This window comes from Butyrivibrio sp. LC3010 (assembly GCF_000424385.1).
Taxonomy (GTDB): Bacteria; Bacillota; Clostridia; order Lachnospirales; family Lachnospiraceae; genus Butyrivibrio.
Map to the genome: position 1 here is coordinate 16,584 of NZ_AUJU01000017.1, position 14,191 is coordinate 30,774.

Consider the following 14,191-nt stretch of genomic DNA (forward strand, 5'->3'; position numbering starts at 1 on the left):
TTAGAGTTATTTCTTCTTCCCTCTTCCTTTTGAAGGCTGCCTGATAAGAGGATTACGAGAAGCTTTTGTAACTAAATTCATTAAGGTTCTTGTTTCTTCTGGAGATAGCTTGGCAAAATTGATATCCAGTTTCTTTCCCCACTGAATAACTGTAGCCTTATCTACAATGGACATTTCATCATCTTCGCTTTCTATGGTTGGGGTAGGTGTTGAATCACCTTTCTTCAGATTTTCTGCAAGTTCTTTTATTGATTCAATGTATTTATCTGCAATACTCTCTTCATCTCCCGTATCCCAATCATCTTTGTGAGCTTCTCTTATATCCTTTGCGATAGTTTTAAGGCTTCGTTCCATCAGATCGCCAAAGTATGCGGAGTCATCGATCACTGCTTTTTCAAATGTCCTCATATAAATATAATCTGCCGGAACATTTGCTTTTTCCATGATGAGGCGTCTAAGTCCTGTCACATAGCTGTTCACTTGATGGATCATGGTACCTGCATGGTTATCCACATATATTTCCATATCACATAGCAGGTTTTCAAACTCAGGATGCTTGATCATTTCACATAAAAGTCTATTGTTAAGCTTCTGGCTCTTAAGGATCTTTATGGTCTCATCATCAAGATGGAGTTCGTCAATAGGAGTTCCGTTCTCTGTCAGATTATCAGTAAGACCAAGCAGATAACCAAGAGATACATTATAGTATTTCGCCAAAGCTTTCAGTGTTCCTACCTGAAAGTCTTTCGTATCATCATTTTCATAGTTGCTTATGGTGGAGCTGGAAACACCTGACTCCATTTCTACCTGCTGCAGCTTGTATCCAAGTTTTGCACGCAGGTCTCTTAACTTCTCCTGTGTAGTAAGATTGCACCTCATATCTTAGATCTCCCAATCATTTAAAAATCAATTATAAGTATAACGACTTTCTGAAATAAAGTAAGCATCCAATTAGCATAGAGACTTAAATAGTTCTTTCCAAGAAAGTGGAAAAAGTATCGTTGCGATAAAATTTCCAACCTTTTGGATATACGGGATGGAAAGGCTCATTTTGCGACAATCAGTATAGAAAAAGTGAATGAGCGTTCCAAATGAATACTATTTCGGGGAAGCCAAGCGATGATACCAACAGGTGGAGCGGGCCAAGGGTAGAAAACGACAAAGCTCAAAAAAGTCTAAATGGCTAACATGGATCTAGAGAGGACTTGTCAGGAACTCAGGCGGTGAGACGACACCTTAAGCAAATGCTTAAGTGAGAAAGAAACAAAAAGAAGCAAGCTCGGATTATCTTTTGATAATGAGCAAATGAATGGTCACCAGTTTATCTATATCAGGCTGGTGACTTTTGATTTGCCCATTATGGACTTTGTTCCATGCGCAGGAACAAAGACATTTGCTTTTCCAAACTTTGATGAGGGCAAACAGCAAAGCTTGGAAAGGCATGCAGCTGCCAAAAGCAGATGCCAGCGAAAATGAGTGCACGCATTTTCGCGGAAAGGGGGTCAAGGGGGCGAAGCTCCTTTGTCAGGTCGAGGGTGAAACCCCGCCCAGTAGATGTGGTCGTGTGCGACACATCGTACTGGGTATTTTTAGTCGCTTATGGCACTTAAATGCCTTTGAAGGCGGTGCTCCCCGGCTGAAACTTCTTTAAAAGAAGCGAAACTAAAAATGATTTTCACAAATGGAGGTTTTTTAAATGATGAGATGTTCAAGACACAACGGACGCTCTGGTAAATGTGGAAGTTATAATCCCAAGCATAATGACAGAGAGTTTGATCTTGATAAAAATGAAGAACTAAACAAAGAAATGACAGATGAGAATGTTTACTGGAACTGCATTGACCAGGAAATAGTCCGTCATGGTGAAAGGGACGATGACAGCATCTCCTTTACTGAGGTGGAGAAAATTTTCTATGAGAATGCATACAAGGATTACCTTGACGGTCAGAATAAGCGGAACATTGAAGCAAGGCATAAGGAAAGATGCAGGACTATGGATCAGCTTCGTGAAAGCAAAAAGACCTGTCCTGAAGAAAGTCTGTATCAGATCGGTAATATCAATGGAACTGTTGATTCGGATGTGCTGCTGGAGTGTGCAACGGAGTTTTTTGAAACAATCCATGAAAGGTATGGTGATCATTACCATACCTTAAACTGGGCGCTCCATCTTGATGAGGCGACTCCCCACATTCATGAAAGACATGTCTTCGATGTAATCAATCAGTATGGCGAAAGGCAGCCAAAGCAGGAACAGGCACTTAGGGAGCTCGGATTTGAGCTGCCGGATCCGAACAAAAAAGAAGGAAAATATAACAATCGAAAGATGAGCTTCGATGCAGAATGCAGAAAAATCTTCATTGAAATCTGCAAAGAGCACGGTCTACAGATTGAGATGGAACCCATATATGGCGGAAGAAAATATCTTGAGAAGCAGGAGTATATCAATAGTCAGATCAACGAAAAGAACCAGGTGCTTCGGACGGAAAACACTCAGTTACTTTTTAATAACAGTGCTCTTATAGAACAGAAGCAGGAACTTACCTGCGATATCGAAAAGCTGGATGATGAAAAGCTTAAGAAAGAGATAAAACTTGCTTCTGTAGATGAGTTTATAAGTGATGTGACCGAAATTATATACGACAAAGCCTGTGTGACAGTCATTGATGAAGTTGCCGAAATCATGCGGAAAGAAGAATCAAAAGAGATAGGCAAGCTCAAAAGTGAGATCACAGAATCTGATAACCTGATAACCAAGACTCTTGGTAAGTTTGCGGTGGATCAGCTTACAAAACTTCAGCAGAGGCTTCATGGTGTTAAGAGAAATGTTGTGGACACACTAAAGAAGACCTTTTCATCTACAGCCAAGAGAGAACGGCTCATTGAAAAGATTAAAGAGGAAGCTAAGCCCAGCCTTTTGGAAGCTCTTCATCTTAAAAATGATGCTATACAGAGGGATAAAAAGGAAAAGACTCTGGAAATTCCTGCAAGAAACAAAAGGCACGAGCAGTGCCTGTGAGGGAGGTATCAGGATGAGTGTATTCAATGAGATAAAGGAAAAAGTAACTGCTTTGGATGTAATTACCCACTATGGAATAAAGGTAGGCAGCAAAGGAATGTGCTGCTGTCCTTTCCATAATGACAAAAATCCCAGCATGAAAGTCGATACCAGATATCACTGTTTCGGATGCGGGGCTGATGGTGATGCTATTGATTTTGTATCCAACTATTACGGACTGTCCGCTATAGAGTCAGCAAAGAAGCTGAATGAAGATTTCTTCTTAGGAATACAGTTTGGATATGATAGCAAATCTTTAGCAAAAACACCAGAGCAGATCCGTCAGGAAAAGAAACTGGAATTCAGTCGAGAGGTAGTCAAAGCTTTCGATATTCTGAGACGGGATGCAATCAATACCCTGTCAAAGTATCACAGGCTTTTATGGGATTGGAAAAAGGAATATGAACCAAAAGATATGGGGGATGCCGACTGGCATCCCTTTTTCGTGGAGGCATTAAACAAACTTGATCTTATAAATGAGCTTCTTGATGACCTTTGCTTTGGAGAAAGAAGCAAGCAGATCGAGGTGTTGGAGATTTATGGAGAGGAGATAAAGAGTATTGGGGAACGAATTAAAAACTTTGAATAATGATGAACTGTCAAAGATGGCGCAGGTCCTTATAGAATCAGGATTCATGAACGAACTTGCCAAGCAGTACGCAGCAAACAAAGAAAATGAGTCCACTGAAGCCACGGATGAAGTCACAAGACAGCGTGAGCTTGTAAGAGGAATGCTTGAAACAGATATGAAGGGAAATCTTAAGCAGTCCAATATCAACTGTAAGATAGCACTTAGAGAGGATCCTGTTCTAAAGGATGCCATCAGATACAATGAGCTAAATGAAAGAATAGATATCATAAAGCCCATGCCATGGAGAAGAACTTCCGAGCCACTGACTGATGTGGATGAGGCTAATCTTATCACCTACCTTGAGACCTATTACGGGCTTAAGGTTGACAGGATGATAGAAAGGGCAATAAAGACTGTGTCATTTGATAATCCCTACCACCCTGTCAAAGAATACTGGGAGTCACTGGTCTGGGATGGCAAAGAAAGGGTCAGATATGCACTGCACCATTTCCTTGGAGCGTCATTAACAGAGCTAAACTATCAGGCATTGAAGCTGTTCATGCTTGGAATAATATCAAGAGTCTATGATCCAGGTCACAAGTTTGACTATATGCTCTGCCTTGTTGGCGGTCAGGGTGCCGGAAAGTCAACTTTCCTAAGATTCCTGGCAGTCAGGGACAGATATTTTACCGATGATGTAAAAAAGCTGGATGGTGAGGATGTCTTTGAAAAGCTTCAGGGACATTTGATCGTAGAAATGGCTGAGATGATAGCTGCCATAAGAGCTGCTAATGAAGAGGAAATAAAGGCTTTCATTACAAGACAGGTTGATGTTTACAGAATCCGCTATGATAAGTTTTCTTCCGAACATCCGAGAAAGTGTGTGTTTGCAGGAACTTCAAATAAAAAGCAGTTCCTACCACCTGACAAATCAGGCAACAGACGATTTATCCCTGTTGAGTGCAATGCTTATCTGGCGGAGGTTCACATCCTCAAAGATGAGGAGTCGTCAAGAAAGTATATCGAGCAGATGTGGGCTGAAATGATGGTTGTCTACAGAAGCGGTGATTTCTCTTTGACGCTTTCAGAAGAAATGGAGAATGAGCTGGAGGAGCTTCAGAAAGACTTTGTACCTGAGGATCCCATGGAAACATCAATAAGAGACTTTCTTGATGCTACCAAAGAGAACTATGTCTGTGGAAACATGCTCTATTACGAAGCACTTGGTCACAGCAAGCTCTTTGACAGACCAAAGATGGGTGAATCGAAGATAATCGCTGAAATCATGAACAACATGCCAGGATGGGAATATGTCTCATCTCACAACTTCTTTGAGTATGGCAAACAGAGGGCATGGAGAAGGGAAGGTACTCCGCCAGTGGTCGAGGATCCGGACGGATTTGTCCCTGTTCCTGAACAGATGGAAATACCTTTTACCTGATCTTTATCTATAAACGGATAAACGGTAAACGGAAGAAATAAAAAAATAATCACAGAAAGGATATAAGAATAAAGTTTTAGAGTCGGTTTACGAGGTGCGTTTACACTTCGCTGCCGGCTCTTTTTATGAGGAGAATATGGGGAAAGACAACAGAAACAGATCGCTATTTGCTTTACAGTCAGATTACGGCGGTGCTACACTTTTCCTAGAGGAGAGTGCCGAGATTGCAAATATGAAGATGCAGTATTTGGCACGGAAACGTGTTTTAAGAGTAAAGGAGGCTTTTCTACCTTATACAAGGGAAGGAAGTAAGATCGTCGTCTATGACAAGACCAACAAAAGTTACAAGATAAGGATTCCCAAGGCGCTCAGGAACGATGACAGAAGTAAGATTACTGCCAAGAGTGAGCAGGAAGTCTATGAGAGGATGTATATATATCTGTTTGGAGATGACAGATATACAGTAAGGTCACTGTTCGAAGAGGTAATGAACAACAAGGAACATGATGCTGACACATCTTCTCTTACAGTATCGAGATACCGCCAGATCTGGAACAAGTATTATGAAGATGCTCCGCTTGCAGATATGTCTATATCAGAGATCAAGGCATCAGACCTTAAGCAGTTCTTCAAGGATCTAACCGCTGGTCGCGTCATGAGCAGAAAGAACTTCGTCAATATCAAGAGTATCTTCAATGTAGTCTTCGATATAGCTGTTGATAATGACATTGTTACAAGCAATCTGAGCAGAAATATCAGCTGCAAGGACTTAAAATTCAAGGCTGTGGACAATGAAAACATCAGATATACGGATGAAGACAGAGACAAGATACTAGCCTATCTTGATGGACTTGCAGAAAAGACGGGTTATGAATACGGTATTGAGCTTATGTTCTGCCTCTGTGTGAGAATCGGTGAGCTGAGAGCTCTCAGATGGTCGGATGTAGATTTCAGAAAACATACGATTTCAATCTCAAGAGAGATAGTTCTCCGAAAGGGTGATGATGGAAAGAACCATTTCATTGAAGTTAATCACACCAAAGGCGGCGAACATGGAGCGAGAGTACTTCCTTTATCTGAAAGGGCTGAAAAAGCACTGAAAACGTTAAGGGAACAGCAGGTTGTATCAGATCACATCTGTTGCAACGCAGCCGGAAGTCCACTTGACGGAAACAAATTTAATAAGCACCTGAAAAAGGTAACGGAAGCAGTAGGTATTCCCTATCTTTCAAGTCACAAGATCAGGTTCTGGAGTGTTACAGCCCTTGCAAGGGCAACTGGAGGAGATATTCAGACGGTGATGTATGCAGCAGGACATGTTGATAAGAACACTACTCTGCACTATATCAGAGCGGTTCAGAGTGACACACAGGCTGAGAAAATCAGGGAATGCTTTGCTTAAAAGACCAAAAAGACCACTAAAAGACCACTTATTTTTGCCTAAAACAACTGAAACCCCAGAAAACATCTGGGGTTTCAAAGAGCGATAGACGGGGCTCGAACCCGCGGTCTCCACCTTGGCAAGGTGGCGCTTTACCAACTAAGCTACTATCGCAAAGTTATAAATTATTTAACAACGCAATAAATATATTACACAAAGATATATTTATTGTCAACAAGAATTTTATCAAAATTTATAAAGTCGATATGTAAAATATACCATACAAAAGTCTATAGAATTATGTCAAATATACTTGACATAATTCATATTCGATTCTATTATAAAATCAACAGATATAATGATGCTATAAGGACGGTGGGAATGAAGAGGTAACCGGCGGTCACTTATAGATAAGGAGGGAACAATTATGTCAACATCATCAGTTATGAATATTTTAGTTATGATATTATTCATTGCCATATTTGTTTTTATGGCAAAAAAGAGTAGTAGTGAACAGCATTATGATGAAATGCAGGAGTTGTACAGGCTTAGAGGGGACAGGTATGGGTTCTATTCAATTATGTTATTATTGTCTGCATGGTTTGTAATAGATGCCTTAGATATTCCTTTGCCCTTTTCACCGGATACTTCTTCCATTGTTATACTGGTTATTTATGTAGGACTTATTGTAGATACGTTTTACGCAGTTTTACATGATTCATATTTCGACTTGTCAAATGAGAATCGCTGGAAGAGATTTTGCTTAACATGGGGCGTATTAGGAACTATATATCTGCTGACCGGAGTATATCGTGTTATTGATGATCTTAAAGCCTTAGAGGAAGGAATCAAAGTATTTGAGGGCGAACTTTTCTACATTCTGATGGGAATATATTTTGCAGGTCTTTCGCTTTTAATTTTTATAAGAAGAAATATTGCAAGTAAGGAATGAGGTGGACATTATGAAAAATCTGAGAATGAAGTCCGCCCGTGCAGCAAAAGATTTGTCACAGGAGGATCTGGCAAAGCTTTGTGATGTATCACGCCAAACTATCAGTGCTATAGAGAAGGGGGATTATAATCCCACAATTAATTTATGTATTGCTATTTGCAAGGCACTGGACAAGACATTGGATGAACTATTTTGGAATTAAGTGTAATCTAAAGCAAATATTTTGTGAAATGAGTTATCGTAACGGCATTAGGTTTTGCCTGATGTCGTTTACAGCGCCGAATTAGGCTTGCTTATTTGAAAGGTATTTACATGGCAATAAGGCTATCGGAGTATTTGAAAAAAGAATATGGTGAGAAGGTTTACCGGCTATCTTTATCTTCCGGGTGTACATGCCCTAACAGAGATGGAAGTGTGAGGTTTCCTGATGGAACTCCGATTACAGGGGGGTGTACTTTTTGCTCAGAGGGAGGATCCGGAGAATTTGCCGCAGATATCGCTCCAATAGATGTTCAGATAGAGGATGCCAAAAGGCGGATACAGGGCAAAACTGATGCAAAACGGTTTATTGCCTATTTTCAGTCTTATACAAATACATATGGTGATATAGACAGATTAAAAAAACTCTATCTTGAGGCGATAAAAAGAGATGATATCGCTATTCTTTCACTGGGGACAAGGCCTGACTGTCTAAGTGATGAAGCAGTGGAAATGATAAAGGAGCTTCGGGCAATAAAGCCTGTATGGATTGAACTTGGTTTGCAGACAATTCATGAAAAAACGGCACTGAATTTTCACAGAGGTTATGCTCTTGATGTTTTTGAGGAAGCATACAGTAAGCTGAAGGCGATAGGGGTAGATGTAATTGTACATGTGATTTTTGGCCTTCCGCATGAATCAAGGGAGGATATGCTTCGTACTATAGATTATCTGTCAAAGCTTGAGCCTCCGCTTGATGGAATAAAGCTTCAGAATCTGCAGATTTTGAGAGGGACTAAGATGTATGAAGAATATGAAAGAAATAAATTTCATATTCTTAGTCTTGAAGAGTATTCCGATCTTTTGGTGGAGAGCCTTCGTATTCTTCCGGAGAGTATTGTTGTGCACAGGTTGACCGGAGATGGACCAAGGAAGCTTTTGGTAGAACCACTTTGGAGCCTGAACAAAAAGAATGTCCTGAATACAATAAACAGAAAAACAGAAGGCTATTTTGTTTGAGTACTTAGCGAGTTTTTTCAGTTAAATCTAATGTGAGATGGCGTAGAATGCTACAGCGCTGGCAGCAGCTACGTTAAGAGAATCCACGTCATGAGACATGGGGATTTTTACGCAAAAATCACAGCTGTCAATTGTTTCTGCCAAGAGACCGTCACCTTCTGCTCCAAGATAAATTGCAATTTTGTCGGATGAAGAAATTTCCGGATCATCTATGGATCTTGAATCGTCTCTAAGAGCCATGGCTACGGTAGAAAATCCCATATCTTTGAGCAAATCAGTGCCTGAGTTTTTGGGAAGGAATGTCCAGGGAATTTGAAAAATATTTCCCATACTAACGCGTATTGCTCTTCTATAGAGCGGATCAGTGCATCCATGAGAAAAAAGTATGGCATCTATCGAAAGTGCAGCAGCGCTTCTGACTATTGCGCCGACATTTGTTGGATTGGTAACATTTTCCAAAACAGCAATTCTTTTTGCATTTGCACATACATCAGATACTGAAGGTAGAGGCTTTCTTTTCATCGCACAGAGTACGCCACGTGTCAGATGGAAACCTGTGATTGATGTCAGAAGGTTGTCATCTGCTGAAAACACCGGAACTTCTTCTGGAAAAGAGTCAAATTTCGCAAGTAATTCAGCAGCTTCGCCTTTTATCTGGCTATTCTCTATAAGTAGAGAAATAGGTTCATATCCGGCATTTAATGCTCTTTCTATTACTTTTGGACTCTCGGCTATGAAAATTCCGGGTTCTGGCTCATTTATACGGTAAAGCTGTACTTCTGACTGCTCATTATATATAGAAAGCTCAGCAGTGTCTAAGGAATCAGTATTTCTTATATGTATCATATCTTTTCTCCAATAGTATTGATTTAAAAAGTATAACATAATTGTTTCTGACAGGTTATCAGGTAGGTTGCAACATGGTAAAACATGGGAGTATTTGCTAAAATATATAGACTTACATTTATTCTAAGGGGGATGTTATGGGGAATGCTTTTTATTTTGAATTCGAGCCACATTTAATGATCTGGTTACAAAATATGCTTGGAGAAAAAGGGGCGCTGGCTATTTCACATCTATCCGCTTTAGGCGAAGAGGCAGTAGCTATTGTGATAATAGGCTTTCTTTATTGGTGCTATGATAAGCAGTTTGGAATTTATATAGCTACTAATGTGATAACAGGAGTTGTGTTTAACGGCTTTATTAAGAATATCGCATTAAGGCTGCGACCATATATAGTTCACAAAGAGATCGTATGCTACAGACCGCAGGATAAAAGTGCTGATATTTATGATGTTGCAGCACAGGGGTATTCTTTTCCCAGTGCACATTCGATGAATTCGACGATTATATATGGTTCACTTGCAAGATATACAAAAGGCCGGATTTTTACGATTTTAGCATTTCTTCTTCCGTTTCTTATTGGTATCTCAAGGATTGTGGTAGGTGTTCATTATCCTTCAGATGTTATGTTTGGATGGGGAGTTGGAGCAATTTTAGTTTTTCTTCTTCCATTTATATATGAAAAGGCCGGTGAGGAGAAAAGGACACTCGTTAATTTTATTATTTTCGTAGTGTTTGCAACCGGATTTTTCTTTTGTAAAACTACCGATTATTATACAGGAATGGGGTTGATGGCAGGTTTTTTCCCAGCGATAGAGTTTGAAAAGCGATATGTAAAATTTGAAGGGACAAAAAAGCCACTGAGTATAGTCATGAGATTCGCAGGCGGCTTCTTAATATATCTGGTTTTAAATATGCTGCTTAAGCTGCCGTTTTCAAAAGAATTTCTTGAATCATACACCATGGGTGCCTTTGTGGTAAGATTTTTAAGGTATGCAATAATAATTTTTGTGATGTTTGGAGTGTATCCTCTGGCTTTTAAACTGGTGAATAAAAAGAAAGCTTAATTATAGGTTATTATGGCTCATTCCTTCTGTTTTCAAATTGTACAATGTATAGAACTGAGATATTAAAAATTATGGTAACCTATTGACTTTTTATATTTGTGTGAATAAAATTATTTTTAAATTGCATAATAAAAGCTATGACGAAGACAGTATGTATTTTTGGAACGCTACAGAGAGCCTGTGTGTGGTGCGAACAGGTGCAAGTACAGAACACAGAAAATCACTTCTGAGCTGCATGACTGAAAGAAGTATGTCGATTGAATTTGGCAGATAAGTAAGTTGTGTCGGAATCTCCCCGTAATGGAGAAACATATAAAACCTGAAAAGGGGAGTATGTGTAAACAGGTGGTATAGCGAGTTGTGGCTCGTCCTTTTTACAAAGGACGGGCTTTTATTTTTCCTGAAAGGAGTAATTATGTATAAGAAGGTTGATACAGACATGAATTTTGTCGCTCGTGAAAAAGAAGTCGAGAAATTCTGGAAAGATCAGGATATCTTCCAGAAGAGTGTAGACACCAGAAGCAAGGGCGATATGTATATGTTCTATGATGGACCGCCGACAGCTAACGGAAAGCCTCATATCGGACATGTGCTTACACGTGCCATAAAGGATATGATTCCGAGATATCGCACTATGAAAGGTTACACAGTTCCACGTAAAGCCGGATGGGATACTCATGGTCTTCCTGTAGAGCTTGAAGTTGAGAAACTTCTTGGTCTTGATGGCAAGGAGCAGATCGAAGAATACGGTATGGAGCCCTTCATTAAAAAATGTAAGGAATCTGTATGGAAATATAAAGGAATGTGGGAGGATTTTTCAGGCACAGTTGGTTTCTGGGCAGATATGGATCATCCTTACATCACATATGATGATAATTTCATAGAGTCAGAATGGTGGGCTCTTAATGAAATCTGGAAGAAGGGTCTTCTTTATAAGGGATTCAAGGTAGTTCCTTATTGTCCTCGTTGTGGCACACCTCTTTCATCTCATGAAGTCGCACAGGGATATAAGACACTTAAGGAGCGCACAGCGGTTGTAAGGTTCAAGGTTAAGGGTGAGGATGCATATTTCCTTGCATGGACAACAACTCCCTGGACACTTCCTTCTAACATCGGACTTTGTGTGAATCCCGATGAAAAGTATATTAAAGTTAAGGCAGCTGACGGATATACATATTATCTTGCAGAGGCACTTGCTGATACAGTTCTTGGCGGACTTGCTAAGGAAGAGGGAGAAAAGCCCTACGAAGTACTTGAGTCCTATGTTGGAACAGATCTTGAATACAAAGAGTATGAGCCTCTTTACCAGTGTGCAGCTGATGAGACTGAGAAGCAGCATAAAAAGGCATTCTTTATCTATTGTGATAACTACGTAACCATGTCAGATGGTACAGGTATCGTACATATTGCTCCTGCATTTGGTGAAGATGATGCCCGTGTTGGTAGAAAATATGATGCTCCTCTTGTACAGATGGTTGATGGTGAAGGCAGACTTAAGCCTGAGACTCCGTTTGCAGGAATGCGTTGCAAACCTACACAGAAGGAGATGGACGAAGGTGCTATAAGTGCGGATCCCGTAGTACTTAAGGATCTGGATTCAAGACAGCTCCTTTTCTCAGCTCCTAAGATGGAACATGATTATCCTCACTGCTGGAGATGTGGAACACCGCTTCTTTACTATGCACGTTCTTCATGGTTCATCAAGGTAACAGAAGTTAAGGATGATCTTATAAGAAATAACAAGGAGATCAACTGGGTTCCTGAATCAATTGGTAAGGGACGTTTCGGTGACTGGCTTGAGAACATTCAGGATTGGGGAATTTCCCGTGACAGATATTGGGGAACACCTCTTAATATTTGGGAATGTGATGACTGTGGACATCAGCTTTCCGTAGGATCAAGAAAAGAGCTGGCTGAGCTTTCAGGAGATCCTTCAGCAGAGACCTGTGAGCTTCACAGACCTTATATTGATAAGTATGAGATCACATGTCCTAAGTGTGGCAAGAAGATGCACAGAGTTAAGGAAGTTATCGACTGCTGGTTCGATTCAGGAGCAATGCCTTTTGCACAGCTCCACTATCCTTTTGAGAATAAGGAGCTTTTTGAGAAGCAGTTCCCTGCTCAGTTTATTTCAGAGGCTGTGGATCAGACCAGAGGATGGTTCTACTCACTTCATGCTGAAGCAACACTTCTTTTCAACAAGCCTGCATTTAAAAATGTTATAGTTCTTGGACTTGTGCAGGATGAAAACGGACAGAAGATGAGTAAGTCAAAGGGTAATGCGGTTGATCCTTTCGAAGCTCTTGAGAAATACGGAGCAGATGCTATCAGATGGTATTTCTATACAAACAGTGCCCCCTGGCTTCCTTCAAGATTTGCAGGAAAGACAGTACAGGAAGGACAGAGAAAATTCCTTGGAACTCTTTGGAATACCTATGCATTCTTCGTGCTTTATGCAAATATTGATGGTTTTGATGCTTCCAAGTATACCCTTGAAAAGGATAAGCTTACTGTAATGGATAAGTGGATTCTTTCCAAGATGAATACCATGATCGGTGAAGTGGATAAGAACCTTGAGAACTACAGAATACCTGAAGCAGGAAAGGCACTGGATGCTTTTGTTGATGATCTTTCTAACTGGTATGTAAGAAGAAGCCGTGAGCGTTTCTGGGCTAAAGGAATGGAGCAGGATAAGATTTCTGCATATATGACACTTTACACAGCTCTTGTAAATGTATGTAAGGCAGCAGCTCCCATGGTTCCTTTCATGACAGAGTCTATCTATCAGAATCTTGTCAGAACCAGTGATGCATCAGCACCGGAGTCAATTCACCTTTGTGATTTCCCTGCTGTTGATGAGAGCTTTATTGATAAGGATCTTGAGGAGAACATGGATGAGGTACTTCAGATAGTTGTGCTTGGTCGTGCATGCCGTAACGCAGCTGCAATCAAGAATCGTCAGCCTATCGGACAGATGTACGTTAAAGCTGAAAAGTCTGTATCTGAGTTCTATCAGGAGATAATTGAGGAAGAGCTTAATGTTAAGAAGGTTATCTTTGCAGATGATGTAAGAGACTTCACAACATATACCTTTAAGCCCCAGCTCAAGACAGTAGGACCTAAGTATGGTAAAGTACTCGGCGGAATAAAAGAATACTTAGGCAGTCTCGATGGAAATAATGCTATGGATGAGCTCAAGGCTAATGGAGCACTCAAGTTCGAAGTTAATGGCGTAGCGGTAGAGCTTACTGAGGATGATCTTCTTATCGATATGGCTCAGAAGGAAGGCTTTGAGAGCACAGAGGATCATGGAATTACAGTAGTTCTTGATACAAATCTGTCTGAGGAACTCTTAAACGAAGGCTTCATGTATGAAGTTATCAGTAAGGTTCAGACAATGCGTAAGGATTCCGGATTTGAAGTAATGGATCACATCAAGTTATCAATAAATGGTAACGACAAGATTGCAGCTATCGTAAAAGATAATGCTGAATCCATTTCAACAAAGGTACTTGCTACTGAAATTGTTTATGACAGTGATGTTGCAAATGCCAAGGAATGGGATATCAACGGCGAAAAAGTTACAATCGGTGTTGAAAAACTTTAATTAATACAAATGATCTCTTTTTGTATGAAACAAATGTTAAGTACAGGAAGGGATCA

At 40.2% G+C, this 14,191-nt stretch carries 11 protein-coding genes, 1 tRNA gene and 1 other annotated feature; of the genes, 9 read left to right on the top strand and 3 right to left on the bottom strand.

The genetic code is table 11. The features are described from left to right. Positions 1-6: 6 nt before the first annotated feature. Positions 7-879 (bottom strand): helix-turn-helix domain-containing protein, encoded by an 873-nt coding sequence (locus G622_RS24665; protein ID WP_049945826.1) that lies wholly within the window; start codon positions 877-879, stop codon positions 7-9. Positions 880-1,696: 817 nt separating this feature from the next. Here G622_RS24665 and G622_RS0111985 point away from each other — a divergent pair. The 4 genes from G622_RS0111985 to G622_RS0112000 all read left to right on the top strand — a co-directional run bounded on the left by G622_RS0111985 (position 1,697) and on the right by G622_RS0112000 (position 6,469). Then, positions 1,697-3,016 carry a hypothetical protein gene (locus tag G622_RS0111985; RefSeq protein WP_049945827.1) on the top strand — a complete coding sequence of 440 codons (1,320 nt, stop codon included), beginning with the start codon at positions 1,697-1,699 and terminating at the stop codon, positions 3,014-3,016. A gap of 13 nt (positions 3,017-3,029) precedes the next feature. After that, positions 3,030-3,644, top strand: coding sequence for a CHC2 zinc finger domain-containing protein (locus tag G622_RS22740; protein ID WP_044957593.1), 615 nt, complete (start codon positions 3,030-3,032; stop codon positions 3,642-3,644). Between the two features lie 142 nt (positions 3,645-3,786). Continuing rightward, entirely contained in the window at positions 3,787-5,067 is a 1,281-nt protein-coding gene (locus tag G622_RS0111995; protein ID WP_026510922.1) for a VapE domain-containing protein, read from the top strand. 136 nt (positions 5,068-5,203) lie between these two features. Beyond that, positions 5,204-6,469: a tyrosine-type recombinase/integrase gene (locus G622_RS0112000; protein ID WP_026510923.1), complete on the top strand. Its 1,266-nt coding sequence runs from the start codon at positions 5,204-5,206 to the stop codon at positions 6,467-6,469. Between the two features lie 80 nt (positions 6,470-6,549). On the opposite strand, the gene G622_RS0112005 is transcribed toward G622_RS0112000, so the two are convergent. Continuing rightward, a tRNA-Gly gene (locus G622_RS0112005) sits at positions 6,550-6,622 on the bottom strand. A 253-nt stretch (positions 6,623-6,875) separates the two neighbouring features. Here G622_RS0112005 and G622_RS0112010 point away from each other — a divergent pair. The 3 genes from G622_RS0112010 to G622_RS0112020 all read left to right on the top strand — a co-directional run bounded on the left by G622_RS0112010 (position 6,876) and on the right by G622_RS0112020 (position 8,618). After that, positions 6,876-7,400: a hypothetical protein gene (locus G622_RS0112010; protein WP_026510924.1), complete on the top strand. Its 525-nt coding sequence runs from the start codon at positions 6,876-6,878 to the stop codon at positions 7,398-7,400. Between the two features lie 10 nt (positions 7,401-7,410). Continuing rightward, positions 7,411-7,602, top strand: a complete 192-nt coding sequence (locus tag G622_RS0112015) for a helix-turn-helix transcriptional regulator (RefSeq protein WP_026510925.1) — start codon at positions 7,411-7,413, stop codon at positions 7,600-7,602. A gap of 110 nt (positions 7,603-7,712) precedes the next feature. Beyond that, a complete protein-coding gene (locus tag G622_RS0112020; RefSeq protein WP_026510926.1) occupies positions 7,713-8,618 on the top strand; it encodes a TIGR01212 family radical SAM protein in 906 nt (301 codons plus the stop codon). 27 nt (positions 8,619-8,645) lie between these two features. Here the strand turns inward: G622_RS0112020 and G622_RS0112025 are convergent, their stop codons facing one another. After that, a complete protein-coding gene (locus G622_RS0112025) occupies positions 8,646-9,464 on the bottom strand; it encodes a TrmH family RNA methyltransferase (protein ID WP_026510927.1) in 819 nt (272 codons plus the stop codon). A 137-nt stretch (positions 9,465-9,601) separates the two neighbouring features. Between G622_RS0112025 and G622_RS0112030 the strand changes: the two genes are divergently transcribed. Both G622_RS0112030 and ileS read left to right on the top strand, forming a co-directional pair. Further along, positions 9,602-10,528 (top strand): phosphatase PAP2 family protein, encoded by a 927-nt coding sequence (locus G622_RS0112030; protein ID WP_026510928.1) that lies wholly within the window; start codon positions 9,602-9,604, stop codon positions 10,526-10,528. Between the two features lie 128 nt (positions 10,529-10,656). Beyond that, positions 10,657-10,904: a binding site (T-box leader), on the top strand. 39 nt (positions 10,905-10,943) lie between these two features. Further along, entirely contained in the window at positions 10,944-14,135 is a 3,192-nt protein-coding gene (gene ileS, locus G622_RS0112035; protein WP_026510929.1) for an isoleucine--tRNA ligase, read from the top strand. Positions 14,136-14,191: the final 56 nt, after the last annotated feature.

Coding starts and splice junctions, on each gene's coding strand:
- G622_RS24665 (WP_049945826.1), bottom strand. CDS start 879: ATGAGGTGCAATCTTACTACACAGGAGAAGTTAAGAGACCTGCGTGCA.
- G622_RS0111985 (WP_049945827.1), top strand. CDS start 1,697: ATGATGAGATGTTCAAGACACAACGGACGCTCTGGTAAATGTGGAAGT.
- G622_RS22740 (WP_044957593.1), top strand. CDS start 3,030: ATGAGTGTATTCAATGAGATAAAGGAAAAAGTAACTGCTTTGGATGTA.
- G622_RS0111995 (WP_026510922.1), top strand. CDS start 3,787: ATGCTTGAAACAGATATGAAGGGAAATCTTAAGCAGTCCAATATCAAC.
- G622_RS0112000 (WP_026510923.1), top strand. CDS start 5,204: ATGGGGAAAGACAACAGAAACAGATCGCTATTTGCTTTACAGTCAGAT.
- G622_RS0112010 (WP_026510924.1), top strand. CDS start 6,876: ATGTCAACATCATCAGTTATGAATATTTTAGTTATGATATTATTCATT.
- G622_RS0112015 (WP_026510925.1), top strand. CDS start 7,411: ATGAAAAATCTGAGAATGAAGTCCGCCCGTGCAGCAAAAGATTTGTCA.
- G622_RS0112020 (WP_026510926.1), top strand. CDS start 7,713: ATGGCAATAAGGCTATCGGAGTATTTGAAAAAAGAATATGGTGAGAAG.
- G622_RS0112025 (WP_026510927.1), bottom strand. CDS start 9,464: ATGATACATATAAGAAATACTGATTCCTTAGACACTGCTGAGCTTTCT.
- G622_RS0112030 (WP_026510928.1), top strand. CDS start 9,602: ATGGGGAATGCTTTTTATTTTGAATTCGAGCCACATTTAATGATCTGG.
- ileS (WP_026510929.1), top strand. CDS start 10,944: ATGTATAAGAAGGTTGATACAGACATGAATTTTGTCGCTCGTGAAAAA.